This window comes from Parageobacillus sp. KH3-4, from assembly GCF_022846435.1.
Taxonomy (GTDB): domain Bacteria; phylum Bacillota; class Bacilli; order Bacillales; family Anoxybacillaceae; genus Parageobacillus; species Parageobacillus thermoglucosidasius_A.
Map to the genome: position 1 here is coordinate 3,659,478 of NZ_AP025627.1, position 19,809 is coordinate 3,679,286.

The 19,809-nt window shown below is 48.5% G+C and carries 24 protein-coding genes; all 24 read right to left on the reverse strand.

What is annotated here, in order from left to right; all coding sequences use genetic code 11:
- Positions 1-2: 2 nt before the first annotated feature.
- Positions 3-1,529 (reverse strand): NADH-quinone oxidoreductase subunit M, encoded by a 1,527-nt coding sequence (locus MWM02_RS18545; protein ID WP_244402659.1) that lies wholly within the window; start codon positions 1,527-1,529, stop codon positions 3-5.
- A complete protein-coding gene (nuoL, locus tag MWM02_RS18550; protein WP_244402660.1) occupies positions 1,529-3,382 on the reverse strand; it encodes an NADH-quinone oxidoreductase subunit L in 1,854 nt (617 codons plus the stop codon). The genes MWM02_RS18545 and nuoL overlap by 1 nt, the downstream gene beginning before the upstream one ends.
- Before the next feature lie 71 nt (positions 3,383-3,453).
- Complete coding sequence (nuoK, locus tag MWM02_RS18555) at positions 3,454-3,768, reverse strand: NADH-quinone oxidoreductase subunit NuoK (RefSeq protein WP_064552775.1); 315 nt, start codon at positions 3,766-3,768, stop codon at positions 3,454-3,456.
- Positions 3,765-4,286, reverse strand: a complete 522-nt coding sequence (locus MWM02_RS18560) for an NADH-quinone oxidoreductase subunit J (RefSeq protein WP_244402661.1) — start codon at positions 4,284-4,286, stop codon at positions 3,765-3,767. The genes nuoK and MWM02_RS18560 overlap by 4 nt, the downstream gene beginning before the upstream one ends.
- Entirely contained in the window at positions 4,283-4,702 is a 420-nt protein-coding gene (nuoI, locus tag MWM02_RS18565) for an NADH-quinone oxidoreductase subunit NuoI (protein ID WP_244402662.1), read from the reverse strand. The genes MWM02_RS18560 and nuoI overlap by 4 nt, the downstream gene beginning before the upstream one ends.
- Before the next feature lie 18 nt (positions 4,703-4,720).
- Entirely contained in the window at positions 4,721-5,722 is a 1,002-nt protein-coding gene (nuoH, locus tag MWM02_RS18570) for an NADH-quinone oxidoreductase subunit NuoH (protein ID WP_064552778.1), read from the reverse strand.
- Positions 5,719-6,819: an NADH-quinone oxidoreductase subunit D gene (locus MWM02_RS18575; protein ID WP_064552779.1), complete on the reverse strand. Its 1,101-nt coding sequence runs from the start codon at positions 6,817-6,819 to the stop codon at positions 5,719-5,721. Before MWM02_RS18575 ends, nuoH begins: the two co-directional genes overlap by 4 nt.
- A 3-nt stretch (positions 6,820-6,822) precedes the next feature.
- Entirely contained in the window at positions 6,823-7,974 is a 1,152-nt protein-coding gene (locus MWM02_RS18580) for an NADH-quinone oxidoreductase subunit C (protein ID WP_244402663.1), read from the reverse strand.
- 3 nt (positions 7,975-7,977) lie between these two features.
- Positions 7,978-8,490: a NuoB/complex I 20 kDa subunit family protein gene (locus MWM02_RS18585; RefSeq protein ID WP_064552781.1), complete on the reverse strand. Its 513-nt coding sequence runs from the start codon at positions 8,488-8,490 to the stop codon at positions 7,978-7,980.
- Positions 8,481-8,849 carry an NADH-quinone oxidoreductase subunit A gene (locus MWM02_RS18590; protein ID WP_244402664.1) on the reverse strand — a complete coding sequence of 123 codons (369 nt, stop codon included), beginning with the start codon at positions 8,847-8,849 and terminating at the stop codon, positions 8,481-8,483. The genes MWM02_RS18585 and MWM02_RS18590 overlap by 10 nt, the downstream gene beginning before the upstream one ends.
- 186 nt (positions 8,850-9,035) lie before the next feature.
- Positions 9,036-9,437, reverse strand: a complete 402-nt coding sequence (locus MWM02_RS18595) for a F0F1 ATP synthase subunit epsilon (protein WP_064552783.1) — start codon at positions 9,435-9,437, stop codon at positions 9,036-9,038.
- A gap of 25 nt (positions 9,438-9,462) precedes the next feature.
- Positions 9,463-10,884, reverse strand: coding sequence for a F0F1 ATP synthase subunit beta (atpD, locus tag MWM02_RS18600; RefSeq protein ID WP_064552784.1), 1,422 nt, complete (start codon positions 10,882-10,884; stop codon positions 9,463-9,465).
- A gap of 61 nt (positions 10,885-10,945) precedes the next feature.
- Positions 10,946-11,803 (reverse strand): F0F1 ATP synthase subunit gamma, encoded by an 858-nt coding sequence (locus MWM02_RS18605; protein WP_064552785.1) that lies wholly within the window; start codon positions 11,801-11,803, stop codon positions 10,946-10,948.
- Between the two features lie 79 nt (positions 11,804-11,882).
- Positions 11,883-13,391, reverse strand: a complete 1,509-nt coding sequence (atpA, locus tag MWM02_RS18610) for a F0F1 ATP synthase subunit alpha (protein ID WP_064552786.1) — start codon at positions 13,389-13,391, stop codon at positions 11,883-11,885.
- Between the two features lie 24 nt (positions 13,392-13,415).
- The gene (locus MWM02_RS18615; protein WP_064552787.1) at positions 13,416-13,952 is read right to left on the reverse strand and encodes a F0F1 ATP synthase subunit delta; all 537 of its coding nucleotides are present in this window, start codon (positions 13,950-13,952) and stop codon (positions 13,416-13,418) included.
- Positions 13,949-14,482, reverse strand: a complete 534-nt coding sequence (atpF, locus tag MWM02_RS18620) for a F0F1 ATP synthase subunit B (RefSeq protein WP_064552788.1) — start codon at positions 14,480-14,482, stop codon at positions 13,949-13,951. Before atpF ends, MWM02_RS18615 begins: the two co-directional genes overlap by 4 nt.
- A 330-nt stretch (positions 14,483-14,812) precedes the next feature.
- A complete protein-coding gene (gene atpE, locus MWM02_RS18625; protein ID WP_064552789.1) occupies positions 14,813-15,025 on the reverse strand; it encodes a F0F1 ATP synthase subunit C in 213 nt (70 codons plus the stop codon).
- 51 nt (positions 15,026-15,076) lie between these two features.
- Positions 15,077-15,790, reverse strand: coding sequence for a F0F1 ATP synthase subunit A (atpB, locus tag MWM02_RS18630; RefSeq protein WP_064552790.1), 714 nt, complete (start codon positions 15,788-15,790; stop codon positions 15,077-15,079).
- A gap of 16 nt (positions 15,791-15,806) precedes the next feature.
- Positions 15,807-16,190 (reverse strand): ATP synthase subunit I, encoded by a 384-nt coding sequence (locus MWM02_RS18635; RefSeq protein WP_244402665.1) that lies wholly within the window; start codon positions 16,188-16,190, stop codon positions 15,807-15,809.
- A 4-nt stretch (positions 16,191-16,194) separates the two neighbouring features.
- Positions 16,195-16,416, reverse strand: coding sequence for an AtpZ/AtpI family protein (locus MWM02_RS18640; RefSeq protein ID WP_064552792.1), 222 nt, complete (start codon positions 16,414-16,416; stop codon positions 16,195-16,197).
- A gap of 266 nt (positions 16,417-16,682) precedes the next feature.
- Positions 16,683-17,312, reverse strand: coding sequence for a uracil phosphoribosyltransferase (gene upp, locus MWM02_RS18645; protein WP_003253670.1), 630 nt, complete (start codon positions 17,310-17,312; stop codon positions 16,683-16,685).
- A gap of 122 nt (positions 17,313-17,434) precedes the next feature.
- Entirely contained in the window at positions 17,435-18,670 is a 1,236-nt protein-coding gene (gene glyA, locus MWM02_RS18650; protein ID WP_244402666.1) for a serine hydroxymethyltransferase, read from the reverse strand.
- 92 nt (positions 18,671-18,762) lie between these two features.
- Complete coding sequence (locus MWM02_RS18655) at positions 18,763-19,341, reverse strand: TIGR01440 family protein (RefSeq protein ID WP_064552794.1); 579 nt, start codon at positions 19,339-19,341, stop codon at positions 18,763-18,765.
- 17 nt (positions 19,342-19,358) lie between these two features.
- Positions 19,359-19,802 (reverse strand): ribose 5-phosphate isomerase B, encoded by a 444-nt coding sequence (gene rpiB, locus MWM02_RS18660; RefSeq protein WP_244402667.1) that lies wholly within the window; start codon positions 19,800-19,802, stop codon positions 19,359-19,361.
- Positions 19,803-19,809 lie beyond the last annotated feature (7 nt).

Here is a 19,809-nt window from a genome sequence, read left to right on the forward strand (position 1 = left end):
TCTCACGCTCCTAACCCATTCATTATCATTTCAATCGCCGCTTGCAATGGCTCCGCCAAAATACGCGGATATACCCCGACCATGATAATCAACGCGAGCAGCACAAACACTGGAACGGCTTCCGTCACGCTCATATCGAGCGCTTGCGCGTCGCCGCGCTTGGAGGCGCCAAAAGTCATGTTCAATACGGCGCGCAGCAAGTAAACAGCGGTCATAATAATGCCGAGCGTGCCAACCGCCGCGACGATCGGCGTGGTTTGGAACAGCCCTAAAAATGCAGTAAATTCGCTCACAAACCCCGACATTCCCGGCAATCCGAGCGAAGCCATCGCCCCCGCCAATAAGCTCCCCGCCGTTAGCGGCATTACCTTCGCCATCCCTCCCAAACGGCTGAGCTCCGTCGTGTTGGTTCGTTCATACAAAATGCCGACGAGCAGGAACAGCAGCGCTGAAATAAACCCGTGGGAGACAGCTTGGAAAATCGCACCTTGCATTCCCGCTTCATTAAGCGCCCCCAATCCAATCAGCACAATTCCCATATGGGAAACGCTCGAGTATGCAAGCACCATTTTAAAGTCGTCTTGGAGGAACGCTAAAAACGCCCCGTACAATAAGTTGACAACCCCTAAAATCGCGATCAAGAGCGAGAAATCACGGAATTGGTCAGGGAATAGGCCGATGCCGAATCGAATCAAACCATACGCCCCGATTTTCAATAACACGCCGGCGTGCAGCATGACAATCGCTGGCGGCGCTTGTACGTGCACGCGCAAAATCCAGCGATGAAACGGAACGATTGGCAGCTTAATCCCAAACGCGATCAATAAGGCGATAAATAACGATAAGCGCAAACCGTCCGAGATCGGCGCGATGAGCTGTGCTCTGGCCGCTGGATTATGAAGCATTTCTTTCAACAGCTCCATATTCGACGTTCCGGCGCGGGCGAATAAAACGGCAATGACAATAAGCAAAATCGCCGACCCGACCCCATTGTAAAGCAAGTAGCTGTATGCGGCGCGCTCCCGTGCAAAACCGCCCCATTTTCCAATTAAAAAGAACATCGCAACAAGCGTAATTTCCAAAAAGATAAAGAACAACACCATATTTCCCGCCGCAAATACGCCAAGCATGCCGATTTCTAGCAGGAGAAACAGCATAAAATAACCTTTCCACTCTTTTTTTATGTGAATGGAAGCGATCGCGGCGAGTGCCGCCAACAGCGATGCAAGCACGATCATGACAAGCGAAAGGCCGTCGATATTCAACTCGTAGCGAACAACAAACGTCGACTCCGTTAAAAACGGAAAATCGGCGAAGCGAACCCAGTCGCGTTTTTCTGCCAAATGCTCGAGGCGATAGCCTTGCAAATATTGAAAAAAAGCAAATAGCGATAAAATCAGCGATGGCAGTGTCGATAAAAAGCCAAGCCATTTAATCGTCCGCTCTTGCGTCTTTGGCGCAAACGCAAGCAAAAGAATGCCGAGCAACGGGGAGAAAACGAGAAGCGAGAGAAAATACGGTCCATTCATTATAAGTACCCCCCTGTGAATGCGAGAATGGCGACGAGAAGCACAAGGCCGATAAACGTCACCGCTCCGTACGTCTGCACTTGCCCGTTTTGTATGCGCGACCCAAGCGACGCGGCCGCGTTTACTACCGCCACGATCAAACTTGCGATCCCTTCGATGGCAAACCGATCGATATAATAGAATAATCGGCTGATGGCATTCGCCGCGTAGCCAACCGTCCACGCATAAAACTCATCGATGTAATATTTGTTCAATAACACGTTGTACGTAAGCGGGGCGCGCGAACTGAGCCAATCCCGCGTGAGCGAACGTTTTCCGTACATAAGCCAAGCAAGGAAAATGCCAAGCAAAGAAACAATTGCAGCGACAATCATTATCCAGCTTGGCGTTTTTTCATGGGCGTAACCGCCGTCTGTCAGCCAATCGCCAAGAAACGTCCCAAACCAAGGGGTATGAATGTACCCGGCGGCAACGGAAAGCACGGCCAAAACGAGCATCGGCAGCGTCATGACCGCCGGCGATTCATGGACATCTTTTGCACTATGCCGCTCCTCGCCGCCAAAGACGAGGAAAAAGAGGCGGAACATGTAAAACGCGGTGAAAAATGAAGCGGCAACCGCGATCCAGAATAAAACGCCATGCCCGTGCGTCCAAGCGGCAGCAAGAATTTCGTCTTTGCTAAAAAATCCCGATAAGAGCGGAACCCCGCTGATCGCCAGCGTTCCAACCAAAAACAGCGCTGCGGTAAGCGGCATTTTCCGCCAAAGCCCGCCCATCTTTTCAATGTCCTGCGTACCGACGGCATGGATGACGCTCCCCGCCGCTAAAAACAACAGCGCTTTAAAAAACGCGTGCGTCGTTAAATGAAATATCGCCGCTACATCGCTGCCCGAACCGAGAGCAAGCATCATGTAGCCGAGCTGGCTCACCGTCGAATAGGCAAGCACGCGTTTTATATCTGTTTGCACAAGAGCGAGGGACGCGGCGAAAATCGCCGTGAATCCTCCGACAACCGCGACCGTCAGCAGCGCCGTTTCGCTTGCTTCATACAGCGGAAACAACGCGGCTACTAAATAAACCCCCGCAGCTACCATCGTCGCAGCATGGATAAGCGCCGAAACCGGCGTAGGGCCTTCCATCGCATCTGGGAGCCACGTATGGAGCGGAAACTGGCCGGATTTTCCGACCGCTCCCACGAAAATGAGAATCGCTGTTAACGTCGCCATCGTCTGCGAAAGCGTTCCGTTTTGCACGGCTTTGAAAATATCATTATATTCGAAACTGCCGACTTGCGAGAATAATAGAATCATGCCGATAAAAAAACCGACATCGCCGACGCGCGTCATAATAAACGCTTTTTTCGCGGCCGCTTTCGCTTCTTCTTTATAGAAATAAAATCCGATTAAGAGAAACGAACCGAGACCGACGAGTTCCCAAAACATGTATGTCTGCAGTAAGTTCGGCGAAATGACAAGGCCGAGCATCGCGAAAGTGAACAGCCCCAAATACGCGTAAAAAACGGAAAATCGCTCGTCACCGCGCATATACCCTTTTGCATACATATGTACTAGAAAGCTGACGAGAGACACAACGACAAGCATCCACGCATTTAGCGCCGTCACTTCAACACCAACAGTCAATTTCGCGCGGCCGACCGCGAGCCATACTTGTTCGGCTTTGTAAGTCGACCCGCCAATGCGGTCGACCAGCACAGCGCCGGCGACAAGGAAAGAAACGAACGTCGCCAGCATGCCGACATAAGCGCTCGCTTCTTTCATTTTTTTCCCTACGAGCAGCAACAGGAAAAAGGAAAGCAGTGGAAAAAGCGGCACGATCCAAGCCATTTCCATCATCGTATCACAATCCCCTTTTTATGAAGAGCTTTTTTTCCTGTAAAAGCTCTTTTCATTTTTCCATCCTAAATTTAATGTTTCATCGAATCGATCTCATCGATATGAACAGTTTTGCGGTTGCGATAAAGCGCCATTAAAACTGCGAGCCCGACCGCCGCTTCGGCAGCTGCGACCGCGATGATAAACAGTGCGAAAATTTGTCCGGTAATGCCGGGATGAGCCCCGTATTTCGCAAAAGCGACTAAATTAATATTAACGGCATTCAGCATTAATTCAATGCAAATGAGCACAACGACGATGTTTCGTTTTGTCAACGCACCGTACAGTCCGATGCAAAACAGGATGAGCGCTAACACGAGATACGCGGATAACGGAACAGAGCTCATTTTTTCTGCGCCTCCTCATCGTCTTTTTTCGCTAATATAATCGAGCCGACAAGCGCAACAAGCAAAATAACCGATGCAATTTCAAACGGAATGATATAATGAGAATATAATGCAATTCCGATTTGTTCCGCGTTTTTTTCATGGAGGCGCGCGGCTTTCTCGCCAAAATCAAGCTGGTAAACGCCGAGATAAACGGCGGCGCCAAAGGCAAAGACGGCGATGGCGGTCAGCGTTTTTCGCCAAAATCCCCCCGTTGTCGTTTTTTCTTTGTCTTCCTCGCGATGGCGTGTCAACATAATGCCAAATAGCATGATAATCGTAATGGCGCCAGAGTAAATAAGCACTTGCACGGCGGCGACAAATTCCGCCGATAACAGCACGTAAAGCCCCGCGATGCTAATGAACGTAAACACAAGCGCGATCACCATATGAATGACTTTCGACAAATTCAGCATCAGCACGCCGCCGATGATCGCGACAAGAGCGAGCGCTAAAAAGGCGAGATACTCTCCGCTCACGGCTTATTCTCCTTTCGGATGTTTGTGTCGTTTTCATCGAGCCACGCTAAATCTTTATAAAGATCATCGCGGCTATATTCCGCCAGCTCAAAATTGCTCGTCATGACGATCGCTTCCGTCGGACATACCTCGGTACACAGATCACATAAAATACAAATTTCAAAGTTAATGCTGTACGTATCTATGATCTTTCCTTTTTTCGCCGGATCGGGATGCTTTTTTCCCGTCAATTGAATACAGTCAGTCGGACAAATGTTGGCGCATTGGTTGCAAACGATGCACTTTTCCGGGTAAAATTTTTGAATGCCGCGAAACCGGTCCGGAAGCGGAAGCGGTTCGCCCGGATAGTCGTACGTTACTTTTTCCCGGGTCAAATTTTTCAAGGTATATGCCAATCCTTTGGCTAAACCGATCATGCACGCCACCCCATTTCATTAAAAAAACAGTTCTTTGACCAACGCGGTAATAAAAACGTTCGCCAACGCCACGGGAAGCAATACTTTCCATCCCAATTCCATAAGCTGATCGGCCCGCAGGCGCGGAAACGTGACACGAAACCAGATCAGCACAAAAACAACGGCGCTAAATTTCAGAGCAAACCAAACCGCCCCCGGAATGAAATCGAAAAACATCACCGGATGCCATCCACCTAAAAATAATATCGTTGTAAGCGCTGCTATAGCAAAAAGATACACGTATTCTGCAAGCATAAAGAACGCCCAGCGGAAACCGGAATATTCGACATGAAAGCCGGCGACAAGCTCCGATTCCGCTTCCGGCAAATCGAACGGAGTGCGGTTTAACTCAGCAACGGCGGCAATGAAAAACACGATAAACGCGATTGGCTGTATAAAAATATACCATACGTTTTTTTGCGCTTCGACAATATCGTTTAAGTTTAAGCTGCCCGTCAGCAACACGACGCCGAGCACGGACATGACAAGCGGAATTTCGTATGAGATCATTTGCGCCGCCGCGCGCATCCCGCCGATGAGCGCGTATTTATTGTTCGATGCCCATCCGCCGGTAACGATGCCGATCGTCGTTAGCCCTGACACGGCGATGTAATATAACAAACCGACTCCAATATCGGCAAATTGAAAAGCAGCGGTAAACGGCAACGTTGCCAATACCATAAACGCTGGCGCAAATGCGAGAATCGGTGCTAAAATGAACAGCGGCCGGTCAGCGGCTTTCGGAATCGTATCTTCTTTTAAAAGCAGCTTCAACACGTCGGCGACCGTTTGCAACAGCCCCCAGCGTCCCCCGACTTGGTTCGGGCCGTAACGGCCTTGCATAAATCCCATCACTTTCCGTTCCGCCAAAATGCCGTATGTCACAAAGGCAAGAACGACAAGTAACAAGGCGGCACCAAGCCCGAAGAAGGCGGCGAGATTCGTCCAGCTTGGATCAGAATTCAACAGCCGTTCCATCATCCGTCGACCTCCCCGAGCACAATATCAATCGAGCCAAGAATCGCAATCACGTTCGCAATGTTTTCCCCTTTCAGCAGCTTCGGGAGTATTTGCAAATTGTAAAACGAAGGCCGGCGGAATTTGAGGCGGTACGGCTCTTTCTTTCCATCGCTGGCGATATAGCAGCCGATTTCGCCGCGCGGTGATTCAATGCGGACGAACGTTTCCCCCGGCGGCGCTTTAATGATGCGTGGCACTTTTCCCATAATTTCCCCGCCTTTTGGAAATTGTTCACACGCCTGTTCAATGATTTTCAATGATTCTTCGATTTCTGCCAAACGGCATTCATAGCGGGCGAAGCAATCTCCTTCTTCACGCACCGGAACGTCGAAATCAAAGCGGTCATAAATCGAATACGGCTCATCTTTCCGTAAATCCGATTTTACGCCGGTGCAGCGAAGGTTCACCCCGCTTAACGAATAGTTGATCGCTTCTTCTTTTGTATATTTGCCAACGCCGATGACGCGGCGGCGGAAAATTTCATTGCCTGTGACAAGGTCATGATAACCGGCAAGTTTTTCCCGCATATACGGGACAAACCGTTTCACTTTTTCCACCCATCCGTCCGGGGCGTCCCATTTCACGCCGCCGATGCGCATGTAGTTGAACGTCAGACGCGCTCCTGATAGTTCATTTAATAGATTAATAATCATTTCCCGCTCGCGGAACGCGTAAAGAAACGGGCTTGTCGCGCCAAGGTCAAGCAAATACGTCCCCCACCAGACGAGATGGCTGGCAATCCTGCCAAGTTCCATCGCTAAAACACGCAAGTACTCCGCTCGTTCCGGAACTTCGATGCCCATCATTGTTTCCACCGCATGACAAATGACATAGTTGTTTGTCATTGCCGATAAATAATCCATCCGGTCTGTATACGGGATGATTTGCGTATATTGCAAGCTTTCCGCCAATTTTTCCGTTCCGCGGTGGAGGTAGCCGATAACCGGCGTCGCTTCTTGAATTCTTTCCCCATCTATCTTTAAAATAAGGCGAAACACCCCGTGTGTGCTCGGATGCTGCGGACCCACGTTTAAAATCATTTCCTCTGTTCGAAGCATTTGCTATACCTCCACGTCGTATGGTTCGTAATCTTTGCGAAGCGGATGTCCGACCCAATTTTCTCCTAAAAAGATGCGGATTAAATTCGGATGCCCTTGAAAACGGATGCCCAGCAGATCGTACGCTTCACATTCCGGCCAATTTGCCCCTTGCCAAAGCGGAACGAGCGAAGCAATCTCCGGCTTGTCGCGGTCGATTTTCGCCTTTAATGCGACCGATTGGCGGTTTTGATAAGAATACAAGTGCACATATACTTCCATATGTGTTTGAAAATCGGTCCCGTGCAGCTCCGACAAATAATCAAAATGAAGCTGCTCGTTATATTTCAGAAACTCGGCAACTTTATAATATGCATCCTTCTTCACAACCAATGTTGGGACGTCTTTAGCAAGGCGGTTAATATAAGCATCTTCCAGCACATCTTCGCCGAGATGTTCACGAATCACTTTGACGTATTTATCAAGAAACGGCTGATTTGGCGACGGAGTGTCTTCTTTTTCCACCGTTTCCCGCGAACCTCCCACAGCTTTCGCTTTCGCCATCGCTGCTGCTTTCGCTTTTGCCGCCGCGACCGCCTTTGCTTTCTCCTTCGCAAGATCGTCTTCACTTTCGCCAGCAGTGCCGCTTGCTTGTTGTTTGGCCAGCGCCGCCGCTTTCGCTTTTGCGGCAGCTGCCGCCTTTGCCTTCGCTGCCGCGATTGCTTTTTGTTTGGCAAGGTCATCTTCCGCTCTGCCACTCGCTGTTTCTTTTGCTTTTTGCTTCGCCAAAGCCGCCGCCCTTGCCTTTGCCGCCGCTGCCGCTTTTTTCTTTGCGAGCGCTATATCCTCTTCTGAAGTTTCTTGTTTTTCGCCTTCTACCTCCTGTGCTTCTTGCGCTTTTTGCTTCGCCATCGCTAAGTCTCCTTCAGCCTCCGCACCTTTATCGCTAACTGTTTCTGCTTTTTGTTTCCGCAATTCTGCCGCTTTTGCCTTTGCTGCTTCCGCTGCCTTTTTCTTTGCAAGCGCTAAGTCGTCTTCGGTTTGCGCTTTCATTTCTTCGAGCGGCTGTTCAGTTTGTTCGGCGGCCCGCTTCGCCGCTAATTGTTCTCTCGCCAGCTGTTTCGCCTGCTCTGCCGCTTCTTTTTTCCGCTGCTGTACATCTTTTTCTTCGCTCATCGATTATGGCACCTTCTTCCCCGTCTTTGCTTCATAGCGGATTTTTTCTTTTAATTTATTAATTCCGTAAATTAACGCGGCTGGATTCGGCGGGCAGCCAGGAATATAGACATCAACCGGCACGATTTGGTCCACCCCTTTGACAACGCTGTACGATTTCACATACGGTCCGCCTGCTGTTGCACATGACCCCATGGCAATCACCCATTTCGGTTCCGGCATTTGGTCATATAAGCGGCGGAGAAGCGGCGCCATCTTTTTCGTTACCGTGCCAGAGACGATCATGACATCAGACTGGCGCGGCGAGGCGCGGAAAAACGAGCCGAATCGGTCCAAATCGTAATGAGATCCGCCGACTCCCATCATTTCGATAGCGCAACAAGCAAGACCGAACGTTAACGGCCAAAGGGAGTTGCTACGGGCCCACGCCTTTAATTGCTCAAGCGTCGTCAAAAACACATTGCGCTTTATCTCTTCCATCTCCCCTTCAGGGACATCTAGCCATTTTACATCCATCGTAACACCTTCTTCTTCCAAGCATAGACAAGTCCAAGAACGAGCATCAACACGAAAATAAGCATCTCTATTAAAGCAAACCATCCCAACTTGTCATAAGAGACCGCCCAAGGATACAAAAACACCGTTTCGACATCAAAAATGACAAATAACAGCGCGAACATGTAATAATGGACCTGAAAAGGAACGCGCGAGTCATGGAACGGATTGTTACCGCTTTCATAAGTCATTTGCTTTGCCTCATCCGAAATGTGCGGCCGTAAAAATCGTCCCATCATTAATGCGCCAACAGGAAGTAAAACACCGATGCATAGAAACACAAAAACGATCACATAGTTATTGACGTACACATTCAGCAACGCGACATTCGCCCCCTTTGTTGCATCTTGCCTGTAATTTTTTTGAAATATTTTATAATTCCGAATTATATTCGGTATCATTATAACATTTATATCCAGAAATGTCGACCGAACCTCAAATTTTACTTATAACGATAGTGGCAACCAATAAAAAAGACGGGAGAAAAATGGATTCTCCCGTCTTTTTTATTTCATGTTCGCCACGTTTAAGCGGTTGATCGCTCGTTTCAAAGCCAATTCCGCGCGCTTAAAGTCGATATCATCCTCTTTGCTTTGAAGACGTCGCTCTGCACGTTCTTTCGCTGCTTTCGCGCGATCGATATCAATATCTTCCGCTCTTTCCGCCGCTTGTGCCAAAATCGTTACCTTGTCAGGGCGGACTTCCAGAAATCCGCCGCTGACCGCAATATATTCCGTTTTCCCTTCTTTTTTCAGGCGAACGGCACTGATCTCCAGCGGTGCGACAAGCGGAATATGTCCTGGCAAAATTCCAAGCTCTCCGCTTTTTGCTTTCGCGCTTACCATCTCTACGTCCGCTTCATATACCGGGCCATCAGGAGTAACGACACTGACTTTGATTGTTTTCATCATAAAATCCTCCTATGTCCCTCCATTAAACTTCTACGCCCATTTGCTTCGCTCTTTCAACGACTTCTTCAATGCGCCCTACTAAGCGGAAAGCATCTTCTGGAATATGGTCGTATTTCCCTTCCAAAATTTCTTTGAAGCCGCGAACTGTTTCTTTAATCGGCACGTATGAACCAGGCTGACCTGTGAATTGTTCGGCAACGTGGAAGTTTTGCGATAAGAAGAATTGAATGCGACGAGCGCGATGCACGACAAGCTTATCTTCATCGGATAGCTCATCCATACCGAGAATCGCGATAATATCTTGCAATTCTCTATAGCGTTGCAACGTTTGTTGCACTTTGCGCGCTACTTGGTAATGCTCTTCGCCGACGATTTCAGGCGCAAGCGCGCGAGATGTGGACGCGAGCGGGTCCACCGCCGGATAAATACCCATTTCCGCAAGTTTCCGTTCCAAGTTCGTCGTTGCGTCCAAGTGAGAGAACGTTGTTGCTGGCGCTGGGTCTGTGTAGTCGTCTGCCGGCACGTAAATCGCTTGAATCGATGTGATGGAACCAGTGGATGTAGAAGTAATCCGTTCTTGTAATTGCCCCATTTCTGTCGCAAGCGTCGGCTGATAACCTACGGCAGAAGGCATGCGGCCTAACAGCGCCGAAACCTCCGAACCAGCTTGCGTGAAACGGAAAATGTTGTCGATAAAGAGCAACACGTCTTGCCCTTGCTCGTCGCGGAAATATTCCGCCATCGTTAATCCTGTCAACGCTACGCGCATCCGTGCGCCAGGCGGCTCGTTCATTTGCCCGAATACCATCGCCGTCTTGCTGATAACGCCAGAATCTTTCATTTCATGGTAAAGGTCGTTTCCTTCACGAGTGCGTTCCCCAACTCCAGCGAATACGGAAATACCGCCGTGTTCTTGCGCGATATTATGAATAAGCTCTTGGATTAAAACGGTTTTTCCTACACCAGCACCGCCGAACAGACCGATTTTTCCACCTTTAATGTATGGAGCGAGCAAGTCAACGACTTTAATTCCTGTTTCCAAAATTTCCACTTCTGTTGCAAGCTCTTCAAATTTTGGCGCTGGACGATGGATTGGGTCGCGACGCGCGTCAGCCGGGATCTCCCCTTGCATGTCGATCGGTTCCCCTAATACGTTGAATACGCGACCAAGGGTGATCTCTCCGACCGGAACAGAAATTGGTGCACCTGTGTCAATGACTTCCATTCCGCGAATAAGCCCGTCTGTCGATGCCATCGCAATTGTACGGACCGTATCGTCGCCAAGGTGAAGCGCCACTTCTAATGTTAAGTCAATGTCGACTTCGTTCTCGTTGCGCGCTTTATGTTGAATTTTTAAAGCGTTGTAGATCGCAGGAAGATGCCCGTTCTCAAACTTTACGTCTACAACCGGACCCATAACTTGAATAACGCGTCCTTTTGTCATCGTTTTCCCTCCTAACTTGCTAGTTGAACATCAGTACTTCATTGCCATTTCCGCTCTACCGCTATTGCAACGCGTTTGCTCCCGCCACGATTTCCGTGATTTCTTGGGTAATCGCCGCTTGGCGAGCGCGGTTGTAGGAAAGGGTAAGCGTACGAATAAGTTCATGCGCGTTGTCCGTCGCGTTCTTCATCGCTGTCATCCGCGCCGCGTGCTCGCTCGCTTTCGCATCTAACAGCGCACCGTAAATGAGGCTTTCGGCATATTGCGGCAAAAGCACATCTAAAATTTCTTCTTGGGAAGGCTCAAATTCATATGTTGTCCGTTGTTTGTTATCGACTAAATCCGTTAGCGGCAACAGCTTTCTTTCCGTCACTTCTTGTTGGATCGTATTGATGTAATGATTGTAGTACATATACAACTCGTCAAACGTTCCATCAGTAAACAAGCCGACCGTCTTGTTCGCAATTTCTTTAATATCGGCAAAAGACGGTTGGTCCGGCAGCCCAGCAATATTTAAAACGACCGGGAAATTTCTTTTCTTGAAAAAGCTTAAACCGATACGTCCAATAGCAATAATCGCATATTCATCCGGCGATTGATGGCGTCTTTGAATCGTTTGGTACACGGTGCGAAGAACGTTACTGTTATACGCTCCTGCCAAGCCGCGGTCAGAGGTGATCACTAAATAGCCCGTCTTTTTGACAGGGCGCGTCACCAGCATTGGATGTGTCGCATTACCGGCGCCAAGGGCGATGTTTGCAACAACTTCTTGCATTTTTTCCATGTACGGAACAAACGATTTCGCGTTAATTTCCGCTTGGTTCAATTTCGCAACAGAAACCATCTCCATCGCCTTTGTAATTTGGCTCGTTTTCTTCGTCGCATTGATGCGCTTCTTAATGTCGCGTAATGACGCCAAAGGTTTCACCACCTTTTTTCTGCACAAAATCTAAGAATAGAGGGGAACAGAAGCTGTCATCCTTCTGTTCCACCCTCCTTTATTGGGAAACGACAAACGTTTTCTTGAACGCTTCGATCGCTTTGTTGAAATCTTCTTCGTTTGGAAGATCTTTTGTTGTGCGAATATGTTCAAGCAAGTGCTGGCCGTTTTGATCGAGCCATATGAAGAACTCTTTTTCAAAGCGGCGAATATCCTCAACTGGAATGTCGTCTAAGAAACCGCGGGTAAGCGCATAAATGATCGCCACTTGTTTTTCGACTGGGATCGGCGCATGTAAATCTTGTTTTAGCACTTCCACCGTGCGGGCACCACGAGCGAGCTTCGCCTGCGTCGCTTTATCAAGATCTGAACCGAACTGTGCGAACGCTTCAAGTTCACGGTACGCCGCTAAGTCCAAACGAAGCGTACCCGATACTTTCTTCATCGCTTTAATTTGTGCCGCGCCACCGACGCGAGATACGGAAAGACCAGCGTTGATCGCTGGACGGACGCCGGAGAAGAATAAGTCGGATTGCAAGAAAATTTGTCCGTCTGTAATGGAGATGACGTTCGTCGGAATGTAAGCGGAAATGTCGCCAGCCTGCGTTTCCACGAACGGAAGCGCCGTTAGCGAACCGCCGCCTTTGGCATCGCTTAATTTTGCCGCGCGCTCTAAAAGGCGAGAGTGCAAGTAGAAGATATCCCCAGGATACGCTTCACGGCCTGGTGGACGGCGAAGCAAGAGCGACAATTCGCGGTAAGCCGCTGCTTGTTTCGATAAATCGTCGTAAACAACAAGTACGTGCTGGCCTTTATACATGAAATATTCACCCATCGCCACGCCCGCATACGGCGCAAGGAACAACAATGGCGCTGGTTGCGATGCGGATGCCGTCACAACGATGGTATAATCTAGCGCACCGTGTTTCCGCAATGTTTCGACAACCGTACGAACCGTTGATTCTTTTTGTCCGATTGCAACGTAAATACAAATCATATTTTGATCTTTTTGGTTGATGATCGTGTCAATCGCGATCGATGTTTTCCCTGTTTGGCGGTCTCCGATGATGAGCTCACGCTGACCGCGGCCGATCGGCACTAACGAGTCAATCGCTTTAATTCCCGTTTGCAGCGGTTCATGAACAGATTTCCGATCCATAACGCCTGGAGCTGGGCTTTCGATCGGACGGGTTTCTGTCGTTTCGATTGGTCCTAAACCGTCGACCGGTTGCCCTAAAGGATTGACGACGCGGCCAATTAACGCTTCTCCGACAGGCACTTCCATAATCCGGCCTGTACGGCGCACTTCGTCGCCTTCTTTAATTCCTGTATATGGACCTAAAATAACAATACCGACGTTGTTTTCTTCCAAGTTTAACGCCATTCCCATGACGCCATTGGAAAACTCGACAAGCTCCCCTGCCATGACGTTATCCAAACCGTGGGCGCGCGCGATACCGTCACCAATTTGAATTACCGTGCCGACATCGCTTACTTGAATTTCCGACTCGTAATTTTCAATTTGCTGCTTAATGAGCGCGCTTATTTCTTCCGCTCTGATGCTCATTCACTTCACCCCTATCTTTAAATCTTAGCCGATAAGCTGTCGTTGAATTCGTTCCAATTTTCCGCTGATGCTACCGTCATAAATGCGGTTGCCGATGCGCAACTTCACGCCTCCGATTAAGCTTGGGTCGACGATATTCTCAATGCGAAGCGTCGCTTTGCCCATTTTTTTCGCAAACACATCCGAAAGTGCGCGTTTTTCTTCCTCCGTTAACGGACGAGCTGAATATGCGGTCGCCTCAGCGACGCCGCGCGCTTCGTTCACCAAATCGATAAACTGCTGCGCCAGCTCTGGAACGATGTCAATGCGATGGCGTTCCAGCAAAAGCAACAATGTATTTCGCAATGGCGCTGATACCGCCGCGAACGTTTCTTTGATTAACGCTTTTTTCTTTTCCAGTGATAGCTTCGGATATGTCAATAGCGATAAAAACTCATCATTTTCAGCAAGCGCTTGCCAAACGGCACGAATTTCTTCCTCTAACCGCTCAAGAAGCTGCTTTTCCACGGCGATTTGAAAAAGAGCCAACGCGTACCGCTTTGCTATAGTTTCTTTATTCATCTACCTTCTCCTACCTCTTGAATGTACTCGTTAATCAGCTTCGCTTGATCTTGTTCAGTCAACTCTTTTTCAATCACTTTCGAAGCAATCAATACGGACAGTGAAGCGACTTGCTCACGCAGCGCGGCCATCGCTTGTTCTTTTTCGCGTTCGATTTCTTTTTTCGCTGTTTCTTTTAAACGCTCCGCTTCCGCACGGGCAGACGCAATAATTTGCTCTTTTTGTTCCTCAGCAAGCTTGCGCGCGTTTTCAATGAGCTGCTGTGCTTCTTGGCGGGATTGTTTCATCAGTTCGCGCTGTTCTGCCAATAGCTTTTCCGCTTCTTGGCGATGTTTTTCCGCTTGGTCAATTTCATTGGCAATGTGCTCTTCGCGCTGTTTCATAATATTCATTAACGGCTGCCAAGCGAACTTGCGCAATAAGGCCAACAAGATAATAAATATTAACAGCTGATAAATAATGTCGCCGCTGTTGATGCCTGTATGATGCGCGGCTTCGCCCAGCGCCAATAGCTTTATATTAAATAACACCGCGTTTCACTCCTTTCGATAGCTATGCGCAACTACCTGAATCTCCGCGCGACTAAAAGCCGGTGGGCGACGTGCTGACGCACTAAAGAGTTTTCCCTGCACTGCACGCAGGCACCCCACTCTTGTTTCGCCAAACTTTCATGGGTCAACGCCTCACTGGTGCAAGCACCCTGCCGGCCCGCCCGATTCATCCCAATGACTTAAATCATGGGTTTAGCTATATGCTACTTTGGTAGTGAGACAAACGTTTCCATTTTGAAAACACACACATAAAGGAATGGCGAAGGTGATCGTCGACACGAACTTCGCCATCATCAAAAAAGTATTTCGTTATCTGTTCATGACGATGAAGGAAATAACGACACCAATGATCGGTAGCGCCTCAACTAACGCAACCCCGATAAACATTGTCGTTTGCAAAACAGAACGCAATTCTGGCTGACGTGCAATCCCTTCCACTGTACGACCTACGATTAAACCGTTACCGATACCGGCACCAAGCGCCGCTAAACCTACTGCAATCGCAGCTGCAATCAAATTCATCGCAAATATCCTCCTTTGTCTTTATTCGTTTTGTATAGTAAATTTATCCAATTAATGGTCTTGGCTGACTTTATGGGCCATATAAACCATTGTTAACATTGTGAAAATGAACGCTTGGATACATCCGACGAAAATACTAAATGCCTGCCACGCCATCATCGGAATTGCCGCACCGATGGCGCCAAGCACTCCATGGTTTGTCCCAAGCCCTGCTAGCAATCCTAGCAAAATTTCGCCAGCGAAAATGTTTCCGTAAAGACGGAGCCCCAACGTTAAAGTATTGGCAAACTCCTCAACGATTTTCAATGGGAACAAGAAAAGCATTGGTCGCGTATAATCACGCATATACTCGGATACGCCCTTCATTTTCACGCCGTAGTAATGGGTGAGCCCCACAATCATGACGGCGAGCGTAAGCGTAATCGTGGCATCTGCCGTCGGCGACTTCCACCACAGCACATCGCCTACGCGAACGGAAAACGGCAAGCCGAGCATGTTTGCAACGAAGATGTACATGATGAGCGTAACACCCAACGTTAAAAAACGACCGCCCGTTTGCCAATCCATGGTGCTGTTGATGATTCCTTTAACGAAATCAAACACCCATTCAATGAAGTTTTGCATTCCTGTCGGACGCAATTGTAAAGACCGCGTTGCCACGATGGCAATGATAAATACGATCAAGCTTGTGATCGTTATCATTAAAACGTTAGATAAGTTGAATGTCAGCCCTAAAAACTCCCGAATAGGCGCTTCGTGTTGCAACCATCTCACCTCACTTTCATATATATTGTCCATTATTTCGAAATTTCTGCAGAAGGAAATCTATTATAATGACAATATAGGATGTCATTAATCCCAGCACTACAGGCACGATGGCGAAATATTGCGGATATTCGAGGGCGATCGCCGCTGCCAGCGCCGCCAGCGCCAAGCGAGAAAGCGTCCCGATCGTGCGCACTTTTTTGCGTTCTGAAACCGCTCGTCCCACTTTTTCGATTTTACGCGTTAAACTCCACAGCATAAACGCGCTAATGACTGTTCCAAGAATCAAGCTTAAAAAAAACTTCTTATATTCAGTAAAACCCCACCCTAACGTATAAAGCGAAAGCAAATACAATATGTATTTGAGCTGCCGCAAAAACATTTGCCGGAATTTGTCCATGCTGCTACTCCTCTGGGAAATATTGACGGATTAAACGCAACATCGCATATACCCCAGCTGCCAGCCCAATGAACAGACCGACAATGAGGAAAATCGGTTCTGTATGGAATTTCCCATCAATCCATTTTCCGCCAAATACACCTACTAAAATTGAACCAACTAGTTGGGACACGATGGCGGACATAAGCGCCATTGCTTGAAACGGGTGGCGTTGTTTCGGACGCATACACATACATCCTTATCATTTTTTATCAAATGAAAACCTTATCACATATCCCCTGTCAAGCATACAATACGATATGGTCAATGTCAATGTGTTTCATGGGAAAACTATATTATAACAAGAAAAATATTAATAATTTGTGACATTTATTAATTTTCTTTTCACTAAACTAGTGTATAATGATATATTTACTATTTTAGACACAATTTTGTTTTTGATAAAAAAAGACGGAATCATTTCCACGAAATGATCCGTCCTTGAATGCCGTCCTATTTTGTACCGAACAGGCGGTCGCCGGCGTCCCCGAGTCCCGGGACGATATAACCATGATCATTTAGTTTTTCATCGAGCGCAGCGATATAAATATCGACGTCCGGATGCGCTTTTTTCACCGCTTCAACGCCTTCCGGAGCAGCGATCAAACACATAAATTTAATGCTTTTTGCACCGCGCTTTTTCAAGGCGTTAATCGCCTCGACCGCTGAGCCTCCCGTCGCAAGCATCGGGTCAACGACGATAAAATCGCGCTCTTCGACATCGGTTGGCAGCTTCACATAATATTCGACCGGCTTTAACGTTTCCGGGTCGCGGTATAAACCGATATGGCCAACTTTCGCGGCCGGAATCAATTTTAAAATGCCGTCGACCATGCCCATTCCCGCGCGCAAAATCGGAATGACCCCAAGTTTTTTGCCGGCGATCACTTTCGATTTTGCTTTGCTGACCGGCGTTTCAATTTCCACTTCTTCAAGCGGAAGGTCGCGCGTAATTTCAAACGCCATCAACGTTGCCACTTCTTCGACGAGTTCACGGAACTCTTTCGTGCCGGTGTTTTTGTCGCGGATATATGTCAGCTTATGTTGGATGAGTGGATGATCGAATACATATACTTTCCCCATTTTGCACTCTCCTCTTTGTTACGGATTACACTTCCATACATTCTACCGAAAAATACATGCATATTCAACCGTAAACAAAACACGCGCCTCTAAAGATATCCATCCTTAGAGGCGCATGTTCGTTAACGATATAGCGGAAATTTTTCCGTCAACGCCGCCACGCGTTTCCGCGCTTCTTCTAATTTTGCTTCGTCTTCGTGGTTTTTTAACGCAAGGCTAATAATGCTCGCAATTTCGTCCATTTCTTCCAAGCCGAATCCGCGCGTCGTCACCGCGGCGGTGCCGATGCGGATGCCGCTTGTCACAAACGGGCTTTCCGGATCGTACGGAATGGTGTTTTTATTCACGGTAATGCCGATTTCATCCAACACTTTTTCCGCCACTTTCCCGGTCAATCCTTGCGGGCGCAAGTCAATGAGCAACAAGTGGTTGTCCGTTCCGCCGGAAACGAGCGTAAAGCCTTCTTTTTTGAGCGCTTCCGCGAGCCGTTTTGCGTTGTTAACGATGTTTTGCGCGTACGTTTTAAAGCTGTCCTGCAACGCTTCACCGAGCGCGACCGCTTTCGCCGCGATGACGTGCATAAGCGGTCCACCTTGGATACCCGGGAAGATCGCTTTGTCGATTTGCTTCGCAAATTCTTCTTTGCAAAGGATCATCCCGCCGCGCGGTCCGCGGAGCGTTTTGTGCGTCGTGGTAGTGACAAAGTGCGCGTACGGCACTGGGTTCGGATGAAGACCTGCCGCAACAAGACCTGCAATATGCGCCATGTCTACCATCAAATACGCTCCTACCTCATCAGCGATTTCGCGGAAACGTTGGAAATCGATGATGCGCGGATAAGCGCTTGCCCCAGCTACAATCAGTCTTGGCTTATGTACGCGCGCTTTTTCGAGCACTTCATCATAATCAATCGTATGCGTTTCCGGATCGACGCCATATTCGACGAAGTTATATTGAACGCCGCTAAAGTTGACTGGGCTTCCGTGCGTTAAATGGCCGCCGTGCGACAAATTCATCCCAAGCACTGTATCGCCGTGCTTCAACACGGTAAAATATACCGCCATGTTCGCCTGCGCGCCAGAATGCGGCTGTACGTTCGCGTGCTCCGCGCCAAACAATTCTTTTGCCCGTTCGCGCGCCAAATCTTCGACAACATCGACATATTCGCAGCCGCCGTAATAGCGGCGACCTGGATATCCTTCAGCGTATTTATTCGTTAATACCGATCCTTGCGCTTCCATGACGGCACGGCTTACAAAGTTTTCCGATGCGATTAATTCAATTTTCGATTGCTGACGTTTCAGTTCGCTTTGAATCGCTTCGAACACTTGCGGATCTTGTTGTGGCAAGTGGTTCATCATTAGCTCCCCCTCGTTTCGAAATTAAGAATATTCTTTTTTATTTTACCAGCTTTTCGCCGGTAGATTCAAAGAAAAAATGAACAAAATCATCAGGAAGTACAAGAAGTATTCGGATTTTCTAAAGAATAGACCGCGCGGGCGCCGCCGATCAGTTTTGGTCTCGTTTTCGCCAATGTCACGTGGGCATGGCCGACCTGTTTTAACGACACGCGAACGGGAACGGCGACATGCTTTAAATGCATGCCGATCAACGTGTCGCCGATATCGATGCCGGCGTCGGCTTGGATAAATTCGACAACAACGGGATCGGCCATATGGCGATAAGCGTATGCAGCCATAGCTCCGCCGGCGGATCGGACAGGAACGACCGAGACGATTTCAAGCTGGCGGGATACAGCGGTCTTTCTTTCTACGACAAGCGCGCGGTTTAAATGTTCGCAGCATTGAAAGGCCAGCTGCACCCCTGTTTCATCATGCCATTTTTTCAATTCGTCAAACAGCATTTCGGCGACTTCCATGGATCCGGCCGTTCCGATTTTCTCGCCGATCACTTCGCTCGTGCTGCAGCCGACGACAAGAATATGCTCAGATGAAAGCGGAACTTGCCGGCGAAATTCGCGAATAATCGTCTGCCATTGCTGCTTCCATTGCGACAGTGGAGAAAGCATTTCCGCTATTCCTCCCATTAATGCTCGGTTTCGTATTGCGTAATTTTTTCCACGCGTCTGGCGTGGCGTCCGCCTTCAAATTTCGTCGTCAGCCACACTTCCGCAATTTCGCGCGCCAGCCCCGGCCCGATGACGCGCTCTCCCATCGCCAGCACGTTGCTGTCGTTATGCTGGCGCGTCACTTTGGCGCTATATACGTCATGGCAAAGCGCGCAACGAACGCCTTTTACTTTATTTGCCGCGATCGTCATGCCAATTCCCGTGCCGCAAATTAAAATGCCGCGATCGACTTCTCCGTTTGCCACTTTTTCCGCGACTGGAATCGCGTAATCGGGATAATCGACTGATGTTTCACAGTCACATCCTAAATCGATATATTCGATCCCCAATTCGTCCATTAATTTTTTAATTTCTTCACGAATACGAATTCCTGCGTGATCAGACGCAATTGCAACTTTCATGTTGGTT